Source organism: Hyphomicrobium sp. CS1BSMeth3, assembly GCF_900117415.1.
In the GTDB taxonomy this organism is placed as follows: domain Bacteria; phylum Pseudomonadota; class Alphaproteobacteria; order Rhizobiales; family Hyphomicrobiaceae.
Genome location: NZ_FPEI01000005.1, coordinates 515,286 through 529,943 on the forward strand (window position 1 = coordinate 515,286; position 14,658 = coordinate 529,943).

Here is a 14,658-nt window from a genome sequence, read left to right on the forward strand (position 1 = left end):
GGCCACGCTCCCCAAATGAAGTAGAACGGCTTTGTCCGGGAGGGAAGAGTGGCTGTGTGAGCACGACTATCGTACGACGGCGTGACCTGCGTTCCGCAGCAGATCGATCTCCTTCAGCCCCCAAGCATACGTCGCCTCGTAGAGCTCGCGATGGCGCCCCCAGTCCATAACGGTCATGCGATCGAGCAGTGGCGGCACGAGCAGCGCGTCGGTAGGGCGCAAGTGCCGTTCAAAGCCATGGCGATTCGCCATGAGTGCACGCACGATCACCTGCCGCGGGCTCGGCGCCGGCGGAACCGCAGCCTGCTTGAAGGGCAGCAAGAGACGCAGCAGCAGCTCAGCGCGCGATGGCAGCGCCTCATATTTGACGTCGAAGCGCTGAAGCTGCGGCATCTCGAAGGAGACGACAACGTTCGGCCCCTGCTTCAGGTCGTGCATGATCCCGATCGGCACATTGTCCATGAGCGCGCCATCGACCAGCATCTCCCCGTCGGGCGTGTAGTAAGGCGGCAGCAGGCCAGGGATGGACCCCGACGAGCGGACTGCAGCCCATAGCTCGCCCCGCCGATGACAGTGCACCGTATGGCGCGAGAGATTGGTCGAGACGGCGAAGTAGGGGATCCAGAGATCCTCGATATCGATGCCGCCATAGTGCGCATGGAGCTGGCGGTCGAAGTGCGTGTGATCGAGCAGGCTGAAACGCGGCCACGTGTAGCGGCGCAGGGCCTTGCCCCGCACGAACATCTCGTGCGTCGCCTCGACGATCTCCTCCGGCGAAATGCCCATGGCGAAAGCGGCCGCCATGGCGCTGCCGCCCGACGTGCCGCCCATGATGTCGAACGTGATGCCATGCTCGAGCATGGCCTTGAACAACCCCGTGTGCGCCGCGCAGAACGCCCCACCGCCACAGGCGACGAAGCCCAAGGCCGTACCGCGGAGAAAACGCGCAAGCCGTTCGACATCCTCGTCATCGATGAGGGCGACGTGGTGGTGCGCGCCGACATGCCGGCCGTCGAGCCAATGCCCCGTGCCTTTGGCATGGCCACGCTTCGGATGGATCAGCACGAGGCGGTGAGCATGAGGGCGGAAATGGCCGTTCGCGAAACGCTCTTGGGCACTGAGGGGGACAGTATGGGACACATCGCCGTCTGCTGTTCCCACGCTCAGGACGACATCGGCGTGCCGGATGACCTTCTCGGACCAGGACGTCATCTCCTCGTCGGCCACCAGCAATACGAAATCGTGGCGGATCTCGAGCGCATTGAGCGCGCGCGTTGCCGCGTGGCTGTCGAGATCCGAATAGCCATCGAGCACACGGCGGATATTGCTCGCGCTGACAACCTCGATCGAGCCATCGCGCGCCAGCACGGCTTCGAGTCGTTCAACGAAGCGCGACGGGACAGGGCGCGGCCCAGCAGGAATGATGGCGATCACGCGCGGCGTATGATCCCGAGGCGCGGAGCGACCGGCAGTCTGATCGGCCAATCTCCTGGCGAGTGTCGCAGCCAACCGCGGCCAGATCGTCGGATGGCGGGCGCACAGGCGATCGAACTGCTCGCGCGAGAGCTTCATAACCACGCTGTCGCGCGCAGCCGTCACGGTGGCCGTGCGCGTGCCGCCCGCAAAGAAGGCGATCTCGCCAATGGGCGCGCCACCTCCGAGCTCGGCGATCGGCTGGTCGCGCCCGGCGACGGTCACTTCGAAGCGGCCACTCTCGACGATGAAGAGCGCGTCTGCCGGCGCATCTTGCCGGACCAGGACCTCGCCGCGCGCGAGCCGGAGGACCGTGAGCTCATTTGCAAGCGCTGCCCGCTCGTCCGGCTGGAGGTCGCTGAAGATGTCGATCGACGCGAGAGAACTGCTCATGCGTTGCACCAACCTCTCGGGCCGGTCGATGCACAGCTTGGAGCTTCAGCCCACAAGCCGCGCCGCCTGCCATTTGGCCGATCGCAGTATAGGCCAAGCGCGCCAGATTGTGCCCGGCGCGTGAGAGATTGGTTCACATGGAATGGAAATAACGCTGCGGTGCAGCGCACACGACGACGCCCCGCCCTGCATGAACGCAACATGCAGGGGCGGGGCGTGGATAAAGCGGATCAGGCATTGCAACGCTTGAGGTCGGCCGGCGCGCGGCGCCAGGTCATGGTCTCGCTCAGCATCTTGCTGCCCATGTAGCCCATGACCTTGAGCCGGTCGCCGCCCATGGGGGTGATCTCGACATTGTAGCGCGCATCGTCCTCGGGATCGTAGATCCAGCCCTTGTCCCATTTGCCGGCGCCGACGGCCTTCACGTTGCCGATGACCTGCCTGCCGCACGTCTTGTTGTCGGCAGCGTCCTTCAACCAGATGATGCGGCCGCAGAGCGCGCCGCCACAGTCGGTGATCTCGACGGCGCCGCGGCCGGTATGATCGAACCAGATGCCGGTCGGCTCGTTGGCAGCGGACGGCGTCGTGGTCGCAATGGTTGCTGCGAACAGAGCGGCAGCACGAACGATGCGCTTGACGGAAACGATCATGGCACTCTCCTTTGGCTTGTCTGTTGGGTTCCTGGTGTTGACCGCCCCGCTGTCTGGGTCGGCGCAGGAACCACTATGTTGAAGATCTCGATCGGGCGCTGTTCCGCCCGAAACAGGCTTGAAGATTCTCACGCCGCAGCAGGCGCGAGCATGGCGTCCGACATGCTCCGGCGACGGGCACGGCTCGCGATGCGGCCATCCTCGATGCGGATCATGCGATCGCCGTACTTGAGTGTGCGATGATCATGCGTGACGACGAGAACCGCGCGCCGCGTGTCCTTGGCCACTTCGGAAAGCAGCGCCATCACCGCTTGGCCGTTCTCGCTATCGAGTGCCGCCGTCGGCTCATCCGCGAGGATCACGGACGGCGCACCCGCGAGTGCACGAGCAATCGACACGCGCTGCTTCTCGCCACCCGAGAGCTTGCTCGGCATGACATTCGCGCGATGCGAGAGCCGGACAGCGGCGAGCGCTTCCCAGGCGAGGTCCGGCGCTTCGGCGCGCGAGGCGCCACGGAGGTCGAGCGCCAGCATGACGTTCTCCAGCGCCGTGAGCGTCGGCACGAGGTTGTAGGACTGGAAGACGAAGCCCACGTGCCGACGGCGGAGATCGGCCATGCCTTCGGCGCTGAGCCCATTCGTCGAGTAGCCGGCAATCTGGAGGCTGCCGCTCGTCGGCGAAAGAATGCAGCCGAGGATCGAAAGCAGTGTGGTCTTGCCGCTGCCGGAGGGCCCCATGAGCAGGGTGAGCTCGCCGGCAGCCAGCTCAACGCTGACGCCCTTGAGGGGCATGATGTCGCCGGCTTCCGAGTGGTAGACCTTGGTGATGTCGCGGGCTTCGAGCATGTAGTTGGTCATGGTCGTAATTCCTTGTGAGCGCGGTCAGCGGCTGAACACCACGGCCGGATCGATGCGGATGACCTTGAAGATGGCGCAGATGGCGGCGAGCACGCACATGCCGACCGTCAGGGCGAGCAGCATCAGCGCGAGGTTCGGGGTCATGACGATCAGGAGCGTCGAGTCCTCGGCCGCCCAGATGACGGCCAGGCTCAACGCCATGCCGAGCACGTAGCCGATCATCGCGCTGAGCATCGCCTGGATCAGAATGACCTTGTTGATGTAGCCCGCAGAGGCGCCGAGCGCGCGGAGCGTGGCGAACTCGTTGAGATGATCCTTCGTGCTCGCGTAGAGCGTCTGCGCAACGATGACCATGCCGACGATGATGCCGAGCAGCGCGCCGGCGATCAGTGCCGCGCCCGCGCCGGTCTCGAAGAGCCAGTAGTCGAGGCTGCGCTTGCGGAACTCGGCGTGCGTCAGGATCTCGGCATCCGGCAGGCGCTTGGCGATGGCAGCCCGCAGATCCTCGATCGACGTACCAGACGCGGCCTTGACCAGCGTGTAGGAGGACTGATCCGCAGGGGCGCCGAGGAGCGTGCGTGCCGTCGAAAGCGTCGTGAACACGTAGGGCAGCGTCGTGAACGAGCGGATGCCCTTGGTCACGGCCTGCACGGTGACGTCCATGTTGTTGATCTCGGCGCGATCGCCCATGCGCGTGATGCCGAGCTCCTGGAAATAGGTGCTGTCGACAGCCACCGCCGAGGGTGCAGCGAGCGCGCTCGCGCTCCCTTCCGCGACGTTCCACGGCAGTGTCGAGCCTTCGCGGATTTCGGAGCCAACTAGCAGCGCCGCAGTCGATCCGCCCTTCGGCTTGCGCCAGTTGACGAAGCCGACGGCCAGCTCCTGAACGCTCGCGACGCCGGGCGTCGAGAGCACGCTGTGACGCTCGCGCCCGGACAGCATGGCGGGATCGTCAAAGCTCTTGGTGCCGAGCGGCACGACCCACAGATCGCCTTCTGCATGATCGAACATGGCGGCGATGCGATTCTCCGAGCCGAGGTACAGCCCGAACTGGACAGCCACGAGGACGACCGAGAAAACGATACCGACGATCGTCACGACCAGCCCGAGGCGATCATGAAAAAGATTGCGATAGGCGAGCTTCGGGATCATGGGGAGCCGCATCATCCCTTTCCGGGCCGGCGCGGGCCGGCCCGGCAGAGCGATAGGGGCTGCATCGGCTGTCGTGTGCATCGCTGGTCTCCGAGGCGCGTCGTTGGCGTTGGTGCGGGCGATCCGCGCTACTGATTGCAGGGAACGGAAACGGTCTCGCCGAGGCTCGGGAGGTACTTCTTGCAGTCGCTCGCGTTGGCCGTGGTTTCAGGTGCCTTCGGCTCGGCGCGGGCCGCCTTGGGCTCAGGAGCGCGCGCGGGCACTTCCTTCGCCGATGCCGGCTTCGCGACCTCGACAGGAGCAGCCGCGGGAGCTGCGGCAACGGGCTTCGCTGCTTCGGCAGGGGATGCCTCGGGAGCGGCGGCAACAGGCTTGATCTTGCCGGCGAAGGCCTTGGTGTCGGCGCAGTCGATCTGCTCCGGGACCTCGCCCGAGGAGACGCCCCAGCCATTGCTCGTCTGAACCCATCGCGCATTGCCGTAGAACCAGGCGCCACTGCGATAGGCGAACGTCTTGTTGCCCTTCCAGCAGGAGCCGGCGCCGTCGAACCACGTCTTGCTGGCGCGGTCGAACACACGGCCTTCGCCATCCGCGAACTTCACGACGGGCGCAGGCGCAGGGGCGGCCACCGGTCGCCGAACGACGCGCGGCTTGCGATAGACGTACACGGGCTCTTCATGACGGATCATGGGGGGGCCGAAGTGATGAAAGCGGAAGTGTCCGCGAAAACCACGGCCGGCATCGGCTTCGGTGGAGAGCGGGATGGACGACACCGTGGCCAGAGCCAGAGCGGCGAGAGCGATCGGGAGCTTGGACATTGGGCGTTCCTTTCGTGTTCGAGATGGGAGGACTATGCGGGAGGTTCTGCGCGGGGGCTGTTCCGCGGGGTACAGGCGCAAAACTTTCGCCCAATCCCCGCTCAGGCGGCGGCGCGCGCCGGCGCGGCGGTGCCGGCTATGGCACCTGCCTTCGCACCCATGCGCTGAGCGACATTCGCGACAAAGGCCGCAGTCCGCTCGACGACCACGTGGCGCTGACGATCGACCGTGACGATGTGATAGCTGTCGTCGAGCACCACCATGTCGACCATGCCCTTGAGCTGGCGCTGGAGGTACCAGGCGTTGTCGAGGTCGGCGTAGTCATCCTCGCGCGGGTGGATGATCAGCGCGGGCTGGTGGATCCGGCCGAGCTCGGCGCGGGCCGCCTGAACGAGCCGCCGGTGCTCGAGGACGGCACCACCCGGCGTCGACGGCAGACCAGCCACGGAGCTGTCACCGCTGAAAAGGGCATTGCGAATGAACTCGCGGATGCGCTCGTCCTTGATGCCGTGCGGGTGGAGGTCGGGAAAGCCGATCAGATTGGCAATGCGCTTGCTGAAAACCAGCCGGAAAAGGCGCGCGTACCAGGGAATGAGCCAGCCATTGAGCCAGAGCGTCGGGGCGAGAAGGGTGGTCCCCTGCACGTCGGCCGGACGGCGCGCCGCGAGCAGCAGGGCAAGCACGGCCCCAGTCGATAGCCCGCCGACGATGACGGTGTCGCAGTCCTCGCGGAGGCGGTCGAGGGCCCGTTCGGCGCTCGCGTACCAATCCTGCCAGGACGTGCCTTTGATGTCCTCTTCGGTGCCGCCATGGCCTGCCAGCATGGGGCAGTAGACGGTGCAGCCCGTCCGCGCGAGGCCATTCGCCACGAAGCGCATCTCGGTCGGCGTCCCGCACAGACCGTGCATCAGCAGCACGCCCGTACGGCCGCCGCGGACGTAGTAGCCTTGGGTCTCGAAGGTCATGTGCAATACCCCGGTTCGAGTGACGATGCTCGAACCGTAGGCACGGGAGGGCGCACGCGCTGTTCCGGCAGGAACAGGCAGGGCCCCAAAGAAGCGGCCTAGAGAAAAATCGGCAATTCATGGAGGCGGGGGACCCGCCGGCGCGTCGCAATGCGAGGGGAGCGCCTCAGCCCATATCCATATCCGCCACGGAGCCGAGGATCTCAAGGTCGCAGACATAGGCCGCGCCCGACCTCGTGATTGCGCCCATGTCCTCCAGCGCCGTGAGCGCCAGATTGACTTTCGGCCGGCTGGCCCCGATCAGGAGGCCGACTTCACTCTGCGAAAGCCCGAGATCGAGCTTGGCTTGGCCGTTCTTCGCCACCACGCCTTGCAGCTTGATCGCAGACAGCATGAGCCTCGCAAGCCGCACTTCGATGCGATGCAGCGCAATGGCTTCGAGCTTGTGGTCCGTATCCCTGAGGCGCTGACAGAGAAAACGAATCGCCGCTTTGGCGACTTTGGGATGGCCCTCGATGAGCTCGATCATCGCCCTTTGCGGAAGCGTCATTGCACTGACCGGGCCGATCGCCGTTGCACCCGCAGTCCGCTCCCCGCCATCGAGTGTTGCAATCTCGCCGAAAAGCTCGCCCGGTCCCGCATGCGCGAACGACAGCTCGCGCCCCTCGGCGGACAGCACGGACAAGCGAATGCGGCCGTCGAGCACGAGGTAGATCTCGCGGCCAGGGTCACCGCGCGCGAAAATCATCTGGTTCGTCTCGAATTGAACGCGCCTCATGCGCCCGACGACCGTTAACCGGTCGCCATCGTCGAGATCGCCGAAGAGGTCTGTTTGCGCCAGCAGATGGGCAATAGCCTTATGATCCATTGCGCCAGATCCCGAAGTGCCTATGGCCCCCGACGTACCATCAGGCTAAAAGGCGTGAAAGCTGCGTATCCTAACACAGCGGAGGCATGGACCAAGCCATCTGAATTGGGTTGAGATGGCTCGTCGTTGGCGGGAAAGTCCAAACCGGAGACGCAGGATGGGGACGTCTCGCATCCCACTGTTGGGCAACGAGCGCGTACGCAAATTCGCCGATCGGCTCGCACAACTATCGGCGTATGGCACCGAAGCCTACCCGCTGAACGTGCGGCGGCGCCTCAAGATCATGAATGTCACCGCGTACGTGATCGCGATCTTCACGCTCGTCTATGCCATCCAGCAGATGTTCCTGGATTTCCAGACCTGGAAGCCGGTCATCATCATCAATCTGGTCATGGCGGCGGTCGCGCTGACCGTCCCCTTCCTGCATCGGTATGGCGAACTGGTCGGGGCGTCCGTGATCCTTGTCTCGGAACTCGCCGGCATCTTCCTGCTAACCTCCTATCTCGGCCGCAACTCCGGCCTTCACATTCAGTATTTTGCCGCGCCCGCGGCTTTCTTCGTGATCCTCGGACTTGAGCGGCTGAAGCTGATCGTCCTTGCCGTTGCCATCTCGTTCGCTCTCTATCTCGGCGCCTGGCTGCTGTTCCTCGAGAGCGCCGACGGGTTCAAGATCTCCGACGCCGACGAGGCTGCCCATCACGCCATGGCGGTTGCGACGACGTTCTGCGTGATCTCCATCGTGCTCTTCTACGCCTTCCGGCAGGTCGAGCAGGCCGAAGCCCAGACGGATGCACTCCTCCACAACATCCTCCCGGGAACCGTCGTCAATCAGTTGAAGGAGGAGCCCGACGCGACCATCGCCAATGAATTCGAGGAGGCATCCGTCCTCTTTGCGGACATCAAGGGCTTCGTGTCGCTCGCCAAGGACCTGGGCCCCGCGCGAACGGTTGCGCTTCTCAATACGATCGTGCGCGCCTTCGACGAGCTCGCCGACCGGTGGGGCGTCGAGAAGATCAAGACCATCGGCGATGCCTACATGGCGGCAGCCGGCTTGCCCGTACCTGCCACCAATCACGCCGATCGCATTGCCGGCATGGCGCTCGACATGATCGATGCCGCCGCGCGCATATCGAAAGAGCACGACATCGACATCGCGCTCCGCGTCGGCATCGCCAGCGGCCCCGTTCTGGCGGGCGTGATCGGCGCCAAGCGCCTCATCTACGATGTGTGGGGCGACACCGTGAACCTCGCCTCGCGTCTCGAGAACCTCAGCCGGCCCCACGCCATCCTGGTTTCCGAGCTGACGCAGATGCGTCTCGGCGATAGCTACCGCCTCGAGCCGAACGGCAGCATCGACGTCAAGGGATATGGCGTCGTGCACACATGGTTCCTGCAGGGACGCCGGACCACGGATAGCCGCACGGCAATCCCCGCGAACGATGAGCGCGAAACGCCGCGAAGCGCGGCGGCGGGGGATGCCGCGGCGCGCTCCTCGGCCTGATCCGGGTTTCTCGCGTCTGGCGGTCGAGCCTGTACCGCACGGAACAGCTTTGCATCAGCCGCGTCTGGCACACTTGCGGCACACTCGTTGATGTGGAGCCGCTGACATGTACACGCTGATGAATCCCCGTCGCCTGGCCATGGTCGTCGTAGTCATGGTTGGCACCTTCGTTGGGAGCTGGGCGACAGCATCCCCCACCCCGCCGACGACACACGTCGCGTCCAGCACACGCCATTGCGCGAACACGCTCTGCACGAACTGGCTCTGGCTTCGCGCGCCCGTTCTGCGCGTACGCTCCTTGTGACCTGAGCGGTACGCCCCCTCGAAGGATGAGAATTTCCGGCCGCCGGCAGCCTCTGCCTGCGGCCTTGTTCGCGTAGATCACATCCGCGCCTAGTCCAAAGCAGGAAGCCCTCCGACCGGCGTCGGAGGGCTTAAATCTGGCCAATCTGCATGTGATCGACTCTCAGGCTGTACCGGCAATACCGCCGAACGCGGTCCAGGCGGATCCTGAGAGGACGATGATCTCAGCCGGCTGGCTGGCCGAAATGACGAAGTCGACTTCCTGGCCGACAAGGTCTGCCGCTGCGCTGATGATCTGTTTCCTGGCAAACCGGAAGCGGCGGCCGTCGTCCGTCATGATGACACCGAAACCGAGGTCGTCGCGATACTTCGTGATCTCACCTTGCATGACACTCTCCTTTGATGTCGCCTCCGGCTTGTCCCGGCTTTGGCGAGTTGCTTGATAGGAGAAGCATCGCAGAGCGGCGGCAGCAGCGCTGTTCCCGGCATAACAGGGCGAGATTTTCCTCATCGAGGCAGATGTATCGACCTGTTCCCTGCGAAACAGACCGCGCGCCGTGCGGCACCTAGGGTGAGGCATCGAACAAGCCCTGCGGGGCGACCTTGGAGGACGATGTCATGCAACCGCACCCGACCACGAACCCGTCCCACGCGATGCCCATTGGCGCCAATGCGCCGCGGCGTGGCCGACGCATTGCCCTTATGATGGGGCTCTTCGCAGCGGGCTCGGCGTCCGTCCTCATGGTGATGCAAACCGCACCGAAGCATTTCGTGGCGGCAATTGCGCCGGCTTCAGCCATCCCCGCGCCTGCCGTCACCGACCGCCCGCAGTCCACGTGGATCGCGGCAGCACCGGGACGGGTCGAGCCGCGCTCAGGCCAGGTGCGTGTCAGCGCTCTCGCGCCGGGGCGCGTCCTGGAGGTGAGCGCCGCCACTGGCGATCGCGTGCTGAAGGGAGACGTGCTCATCCGCCTCGATGACAAGGAAGCACGTGCCCGCCTTGCAGCGGCCGAGGTCGAAGTCACCGTGCGCCAGCGCGAGCGTGATGCACAGCCGGAGACGGCAGGCCGCGAGGACGTGCGCAAGGCAGAAGATGCGCTCCACGCCGCCGAACGCTCGGCAACCAACGCGCGCTTTGCTCTCGATGGCGTACTGGCGGCCGACCGCCGGGCACCCGGCAATCCGCAGGCCCTCATCCAGGCGCGCAATCAGTTGACCCAGGCCGAGGACAAGCTGAAGCAGGAGCGCACCGCGCTGGCCATGGCACATGCCAAGTCCAAAGTGCCGGCGCCTAACCGGGCCGAAGCGGCGCTCATTGCGGCCCGCGCCGAGCTGACGCTTGCCGAGGAGATGGTCGAGAAGATGCGCATTCGTGCACCGCTCACCGGCTCGGTGCTGCAGGTTCATGCCAAGGCCGGCGAGCTCGCCATGCCCGCCGTCGAGCAGGCGCTCGTCGTCATGGGCGATCTCACGCTCATGCGTGTGCGGGCCGAAGTGGACGAGCAGGACGTGGCTAAGATCAAGACCGGACAGCAGGTCTTCGTGCGCAGCACCGCCTATCCCGGCCGCGAATTCAGCGGCACGGTCAAGGAGCTTGCGGCGTCCCTGGCCATGCCGCGCATGGGTTCGCGCGGTGCGCGGCGGGCGACCGACGTCGAGGTCATGGAGGTCATGGTCGACCTCGAAGGCACCTCACCACTGCTGCCCGGGATGCGCGCCGACGTCTTCTTCCGGTAACGAAGATCGCGCCAGAGCCATAGGCGGTGTTGCCGAAGAGTCGCGAGCCATTTATAGCCCGGCTGCGGGGAGCCCGGTCCGAGCCGGGCTTCACGCGCGGACGTGGTGGAACTGGTAGACACACAGGACTTAAAATCCTGAGACGGCAACGTCGTGTGGGTTCGATTCCCACCGTCCGCACCAGTGCTCCCCAATCATGAGAAAGCTGGCCCGGCCCTTCAGCCGGACCTGACTTAGGAACCCGCTACTCGACTCGGGTTTCGCTCTTGAGGCGCTCGAGATAGGCCGCCGCGTCATTGGAACGAAAACGCGCCCAAAGCGGCTTGTGGTCCGACCACTGGTACGTGAGCCAGTCACGATAGTATTTTTTGAGATCGGTCTCCGACGACAAAGCCTCCCCGTTCGGCGACTTCTTCATCTGGTCGACGTAGTCTGACCACTGCGCCGGCCGGTAGATGCTCTTGAAGATATCTACGATGCCGGCGTTCATTTCCTTCGGCTTGTCGGAAACTGCTTCGAGGTGCTTGAGGACGTCAGGGTCGGCGACGATCGCGATCTGATCATAGTATTTGTCGCCGCTGAAGTTCGTCGGGTTGCGCAGCGTCTTGGGCACGCTGAAGCCGGCTTTGAGCAGCGCCGTCATCGTTTCATGCTCTGGGTGCACGATATTGAAGTCGCCCAGAAGGATGAGGGCCTTGCCCGCCTTCGCGGCCGCATCTGCCCTCTTGCCGAAGTAACGGGCAATCCGATCGATCTCCTCGATGCGCTCTCTGAGCGCCGGCCCCGATTCCTCGCCGTAGTAGAGATGGACGGTGCAGATATCGAACTTGAACCATCCCGACTGGAAGCTCGTCAGAAAGGGCGTACGGCGAAATTGCTTGCCGCTATAGAGCCGCTTGCCTTCCTCGGTGTCGACGATGGCTTTGCTGATCAGCATGGACGGGGGCAGGACGATCTCGCCGGAGATGTTCTTGAACCACATCTTGCGCTTGTCATAGCAGTAGGTGAGCCGCTCGCCATTCCCGCCAAGGCTGGTGTCCGTCACGTCCGTCGCGATGTAGTCCCAGTGGGAACCGAGGATGTTCATGACCTCCTCGAACTCCTCCAGCTCGTTGATCTCCTGAATAGCAATGAAATCAAATCGAGACAGCACCTCTGCAATGTAGAACAGCGTCTCCGGCTCCCGCTTGCCGAAGCCTCTGCGCGTGCCCACCTTGCCGAAATCGCGAATGTTCCAAGTGGCAACGAGAAGATTCTGGTCTGCGTCCTTGTCGGGGATATCGCTGTCGAGCTGCTTCGAGAGCTTCTGGAGGTTCTCGATGACGCGGCCCCGCTCCTTCTTGTCTCTGATCTTGTTTCTCAAATGAAAGTAGTAAGGCATGAGTTTAGCTCCCGAAAATCCGTGCTAAATCCGAATTCACGAGCAGCGCACGCCAGCGCTACTGCCTAGCCATTCACTCGTCCCAATAGACGGAGCGTAGCTGGAGGCAACGAGGGTGCGCAAGCTGATCCAGGTTGCTCAGCGCCTGCCGACCTACCGCCACCCTTCCTGCTCATAAGCCTCGGCGAGGAAGTCGATGAAGGCGCGGACCTTCGGCGAATTCTGGCGGCCCTGCGGGACCACCGCGTGCAACTGCACAGCCTCTGGCACGTGATCGGCCTCGAGAACGGGCACGAGGCGTCCGACCTTCAACGCGCGGGATGCCTGCTCGTTCGACAGACGAATGATCCCGACGCCGGCGAGGCTCGCGAGATAGCAGGCCATGCCATCGTCGAAACGGTAGCGGCTGTTGACCTTGATGCGGCGCGTGCGTCCTCCGTCCTTGAACGGCCAGAGATCGAGATCGGCCGTGGTCGAGGCAAAAAGGCACTCGTGCTCCAGCAGATCATCGGGCGCCTCGAGCCGCGGGGCTTTCGCGAGATATGCCGGCGCCGCGCAGAGGATCCGGCGGAACGTCGCAAGCTTGCGTGCGACGAACGAGCTATCAGGCAGCGCACCGAGCCGGATCGCGACATCGATCTGATTCTCGACGAGGTCGATGCGGCGGCTGCCGATCGCGAACTCGATGCGAACATCGGGATAGCGCTCACGAAAGCGCGGCAACGCACTGACAATGGTCGTGAAGCCGACGCCGGTCGCACAAGCGACGCGCAGCTCTCCGCGCGGCGCGGCCCCTTGTGCGATCACATCGGCCTCGCACTCGTCGATGTCGGCTAGAATTTTGCGCGCGCGCTCGACGTAGCGCTCGCCTTCGGCGGTCAACGTGACGCGGCGCGTCGTGCGGTTCAGCAAGCGCACGCCGAGGCGCTGCTCCAGGCGCGACACGAGCTTGGCAACGGCCGACGGCGTCAGGCCGACATCCTCCGCCGCCGCCGTGAAACCGCCGCGATCGGCGACGCGGACCATCACAAGCATTTCATCAGGCTGTCGCATTGGCACACCTGCTGGATCGCAATCGAAGGCCGTATGGAGGGCGCACATCCCCCGCCCCGCCTGCAGAGGCGGGCGCACTTGCGCCAAGTCATGGGGTATCCGGGATCACCGTATGTAGCACGGACATGACAGGATCTGTGAATGGAATTCCGCAATCTTTGTCCGAAACTGCGGATTATCAGATCACGCGAAGCATGACATTAAGCTCGCCCGCGCGCGGTTATTCCTCGGCCGACGCGCCTGATGACTCAGAGGAGAGATGACAATGAGCGAGAGCACCACCATGAGCGCGATGCACACGAAAGACGGCGCGCTTCAGTCGACGCCGAACACTGCCGCTTTTCCGAGCGCGTTTGTAACGCCGCCGAAAATGCACGCAGCACGAGTGCGTAAACAGGTGGTGTGTCATTGGACGGCACAACGCAACGTCCAACTCATTTGGAATGTGAGCCGCATCCGACGATTCAACATCGTCTGATCGCCACCGAACTCACATTCAGTCTCAACGCGAACTGCGAGAGCGATTTCCCATGTCTACGCCAAAGTATGAAATAGGCGCGCCCTATGGCGCTGCCGACGGCCCCCTTGCGACCTCACCCACCGGCCCGCTGTCGAGCTTCTTCGGCTTCATCGAGCGGATTGCGACGGAGATCATCCGCTACCGGGCATTCCGGACCGCGGAGAAGGAACTCCACGCACTCGATGACAGGATGCTGAAGGATATCGGCATCAACAGAGGCGAGATCAGGTCGGCGTTGACCAACGCCACCGACGTCCGGCGCAAGCTCTGGCGGATCTAGCTCCTCGCGGAGCTACCGGCGAAGCCTCGAGAAAATGCCACGCAGCGCCAAGCCGCACTGCGTGGCATTCGGCGTTGCGTATCAGGCCGTCGCGATGTAGTCGCGCATGGCCATGGCCTCCATCTCGACCTCGGCGATGTGATGCTTCACGACGTCGCCGATCGAGATGATCCCGGCAAGCCGGCCGCTGGAAACGACCGGCAGGTGCCGGCACCGCCGCATGGTCATGCGGCTCATGATCTCGTCGATGGTGTCATCCTCGCTGCAGGTGAGCACCTCACGCGTCATGATCTCGGACACCGACCACTCGAGACACTCCGCCCCTTCGCGGGCGAGTGCATGGACGATGTCGCGCTCGGAAACGATGCCGGCAATACCGCCGGTCCGATCGGTCACGACCACCGCACCGATCCGCTTGTCCGTGAGCCGACTGGCAACAGCCGTCAGCTTCACATCGGCGCGGACCGTCTCGACGGCGTGGCCTTTGACCTTGAGAATCGAGGCAACATGCATGGATGTCCTCCCGTTCACCGGGTGGATGACCCATCGCGCGGGTACAGGGCGCCCCGCCCCCCAAAGCCCTGTCGCTCCACGAACCGGTCACCGTGGCCGATGAAACCGTTCGTCGCTGCATATCGGCGCGCATCGTACTTCGGATCGCTGCGCCAATTTAGTTAAGTTGGGCCATTGCCAATGGCCTTGCAAGG

15 protein-coding genes and 1 tRNA gene are annotated in these 14,658 nt (G+C 64.1%); 5 read left to right on the forward strand and 11 right to left on the reverse strand.

Features of this window, described 5'->3' with window-relative positions; translation table 11 throughout:
• Positions 1–66: 66 nt before the first annotated feature.
• The 7 genes from CS1BSM3_RS11590 to CS1BSM3_RS11620 form a co-directional block, all read right to left on the reverse strand.
• On the reverse strand, positions 67–1,866 hold the full coding sequence (locus CS1BSM3_RS11590; protein WP_072387252.1) for a patatin-like phospholipase family protein: 1,800 nt from the start codon (positions 1,864–1,866) through the stop codon (positions 67–69).
• Positions 1,867–2,096: 230 nt separating this feature from the next.
• Positions 2,097–2,516, reverse strand: coding sequence for a DUF2147 domain-containing protein (locus CS1BSM3_RS11595; protein ID WP_072387253.1), 420 nt, complete (start codon positions 2,514–2,516; stop codon positions 2,097–2,099).
• A 128-nt stretch (positions 2,517–2,644) separates the two neighbouring features.
• Complete coding sequence (locus CS1BSM3_RS11600) at positions 2,645–3,373, reverse strand: ABC transporter ATP-binding protein (RefSeq protein ID WP_143149177.1); 729 nt, start codon at positions 3,371–3,373, stop codon at positions 2,645–2,647.
• A 24-nt stretch (positions 3,374–3,397) separates the two neighbouring features.
• Positions 3,398–4,606 (reverse strand): ABC transporter permease, encoded by a 1,209-nt coding sequence (locus tag CS1BSM3_RS11605; RefSeq protein WP_348532898.1) that lies wholly within the window; start codon positions 4,604–4,606, stop codon positions 3,398–3,400.
• A gap of 47 nt (positions 4,607–4,653) precedes the next feature.
• Positions 4,654–5,343 carry a hypothetical protein gene (locus CS1BSM3_RS11610; RefSeq protein WP_072387255.1) on the reverse strand — a complete coding sequence of 230 codons (690 nt, stop codon included), beginning with the start codon at positions 5,341–5,343 and terminating at the stop codon, positions 4,654–4,656.
• 101 nt (positions 5,344–5,444) lie between these two features.
• On the reverse strand, positions 5,445–6,308 hold the full coding sequence (locus tag CS1BSM3_RS11615) for an alpha/beta hydrolase (protein WP_072387256.1): 864 nt from the start codon (positions 6,306–6,308) through the stop codon (positions 5,445–5,447).
• Between the two features lie 166 nt (positions 6,309–6,474).
• Positions 6,475–7,176 carry a Crp/Fnr family transcriptional regulator gene (locus CS1BSM3_RS11620; RefSeq protein WP_072387257.1) on the reverse strand — a complete coding sequence of 234 codons (702 nt, stop codon included), beginning with the start codon at positions 7,174–7,176 and terminating at the stop codon, positions 6,475–6,477.
• Between the two features lie 157 nt (positions 7,177–7,333).
• Here CS1BSM3_RS11620 and CS1BSM3_RS11625 point away from each other — a divergent pair, with 157 nt between their 5' ends.
• The gene (locus CS1BSM3_RS11625) at positions 7,334–8,677 is read left to right on the forward strand and encodes an adenylate/guanylate cyclase domain-containing protein (protein WP_143149178.1); all 1,344 of its coding nucleotides are present in this window, start codon (positions 7,334–7,336) and stop codon (positions 8,675–8,677) included.
• 466 nt (positions 8,678–9,143) lie between these two features.
• Here CS1BSM3_RS11625 and CS1BSM3_RS11635 read toward each other — a convergent pair whose 3' ends face one another.
• Positions 9,144–9,368: a hypothetical protein gene (locus CS1BSM3_RS11635; RefSeq protein ID WP_072387260.1), complete on the reverse strand. Its 225-nt coding sequence runs from the start codon at positions 9,366–9,368 to the stop codon at positions 9,144–9,146.
• 230 nt (positions 9,369–9,598) lie between these two features.
• Between CS1BSM3_RS11635 and CS1BSM3_RS11640 the strand changes: the two genes are divergently transcribed.
• Both CS1BSM3_RS11640 and CS1BSM3_RS11645 read left to right on the forward strand, forming a co-directional pair.
• A complete protein-coding gene (locus CS1BSM3_RS11640; protein WP_083528527.1) occupies positions 9,599–10,717 on the forward strand; it encodes an HlyD family secretion protein in 1,119 nt (372 codons plus the stop codon).
• Between the two features lie 96 nt (positions 10,718–10,813).
• Positions 10,814–10,900, forward strand: a tRNA-Leu gene (locus tag CS1BSM3_RS11645).
• A gap of 61 nt (positions 10,901–10,961) precedes the next feature.
• Here the strand turns inward: CS1BSM3_RS11645 and CS1BSM3_RS11650 are convergent.
• Both CS1BSM3_RS11650 and CS1BSM3_RS11655 read right to left on the reverse strand, forming a co-directional pair.
• Positions 10,962–12,098 carry an endonuclease/exonuclease/phosphatase family protein gene (locus CS1BSM3_RS11650; protein WP_083528528.1) on the reverse strand — a complete coding sequence of 379 codons (1,137 nt, stop codon included), beginning with the start codon at positions 12,096–12,098 and terminating at the stop codon, positions 10,962–10,964.
• A 153-nt stretch (positions 12,099–12,251) separates the two neighbouring features.
• On the reverse strand, positions 12,252–13,151 hold the full coding sequence (locus CS1BSM3_RS11655) for a LysR family transcriptional regulator (RefSeq protein WP_072388105.1): 900 nt from the start codon (positions 13,149–13,151) through the stop codon (positions 12,252–12,254).
• Between the two features lie 265 nt (positions 13,152–13,416).
• Here CS1BSM3_RS11655 and CS1BSM3_RS27980 point away from each other — a divergent pair, with 265 nt between their 5' ends.
• Together CS1BSM3_RS27980 and CS1BSM3_RS11660 are read left to right on the forward strand one after the other, a co-directional pair.
• The gene (locus CS1BSM3_RS27980) at positions 13,417–13,629 is read left to right on the forward strand and encodes a hypothetical protein (RefSeq protein WP_143149179.1); all 213 of its coding nucleotides are present in this window, start codon (positions 13,417–13,419) and stop codon (positions 13,627–13,629) included.
• A gap of 52 nt (positions 13,630–13,681) precedes the next feature.
• Positions 13,682–13,951: a DUF1127 domain-containing protein gene (locus tag CS1BSM3_RS11660; protein WP_072387261.1), complete on the forward strand. Its 270-nt coding sequence runs from the start codon at positions 13,682–13,684 to the stop codon at positions 13,949–13,951.
• Between the two features lie 81 nt (positions 13,952–14,032).
• Here the strand turns inward: CS1BSM3_RS11660 and CS1BSM3_RS11665 are convergent, their stop codons facing one another.
• The gene (locus CS1BSM3_RS11665; RefSeq protein ID WP_072387262.1) at positions 14,033–14,464 is read right to left on the reverse strand and encodes a CBS domain-containing protein; all 432 of its coding nucleotides are present in this window, start codon (positions 14,462–14,464) and stop codon (positions 14,033–14,035) included.
• Positions 14,465–14,658 lie beyond the last annotated feature (194 nt).

What these genes read in the sequence shown, in the direction of transcription:
- CS1BSM3_RS11590 (WP_072387252.1), bottom strand. Translation starts at nt 1,866, where the DNA reads ATGAGCAGTTCTCTCGCGTCGATCGACATCTTCAGCGACCTCCAGCCG.
- CS1BSM3_RS11595 (WP_072387253.1), bottom strand. Translation starts at nt 2,516, where the DNA reads ATGATCGTTTCCGTCAAGCGCATCGTTCGTGCTGCCGCTCTGTTCGCA.
- CS1BSM3_RS11600 (WP_143149177.1), bottom strand. Translation starts at nt 3,373, where the DNA reads ATGACCAACTACATGCTCGAAGCCCGCGACATCACCAAGGTCTACCAC.
- CS1BSM3_RS11605 (WP_348532898.1), bottom strand. Translation starts at nt 4,606, where the DNA reads ATGCACACGACAGCCGATGCAGCCCCTATCGCTCTGCCGGGCCGGCCC.
- CS1BSM3_RS11610 (WP_072387255.1), bottom strand. Translation starts at nt 5,343, where the DNA reads ATGTCCAAGCTCCCGATCGCTCTCGCCGCTCTGGCTCTGGCCACGGTG.
- CS1BSM3_RS11615 (WP_072387256.1), bottom strand. Translation starts at nt 6,308, where the DNA reads ATGACCTTCGAGACCCAAGGCTACTACGTCCGCGGCGGCCGTACGGGC.
- CS1BSM3_RS11620 (WP_072387257.1), bottom strand. Translation starts at nt 7,176, where the DNA reads ATGGATCATAAGGCTATTGCCCATCTGCTGGCGCAAACAGACCTCTTC.
- CS1BSM3_RS11625 (WP_143149178.1), top strand. Translation starts at nt 7,334, where the DNA reads ATGGGGACGTCTCGCATCCCACTGTTGGGCAACGAGCGCGTACGCAAA.
- CS1BSM3_RS11635 (WP_072387260.1), bottom strand. Translation starts at nt 9,368, where the DNA reads ATGCAAGGTGAGATCACGAAGTATCGCGACGACCTCGGTTTCGGTGTC.
- CS1BSM3_RS11640 (WP_083528527.1), top strand. Translation starts at nt 9,599, where the DNA reads ATGCAACCGCACCCGACCACGAACCCGTCCCACGCGATGCCCATTGGC.
- CS1BSM3_RS11650 (WP_083528528.1), bottom strand. Translation starts at nt 12,098, where the DNA reads ATGCCTTACTACTTTCATTTGAGAAACAAGATCAGAGACAAGAAGGAG.
- CS1BSM3_RS11655 (WP_072388105.1), bottom strand. Translation starts at nt 13,151, where the DNA reads ATGCGACAGCCTGATGAAATGCTTGTGATGGTCCGCGTCGCCGATCGC.
- CS1BSM3_RS27980 (WP_143149179.1), top strand. Translation starts at nt 13,417, where the DNA reads ATGAGCGAGAGCACCACCATGAGCGCGATGCACACGAAAGACGGCGCG.
- CS1BSM3_RS11660 (WP_072387261.1), top strand. Translation starts at nt 13,682, where the DNA reads ATGTCTACGCCAAAGTATGAAATAGGCGCGCCCTATGGCGCTGCCGAC.
- CS1BSM3_RS11665 (WP_072387262.1), bottom strand. Translation starts at nt 14,464, where the DNA reads ATGCATGTTGCCTCGATTCTCAAGGTCAAAGGCCACGCCGTCGAGACG.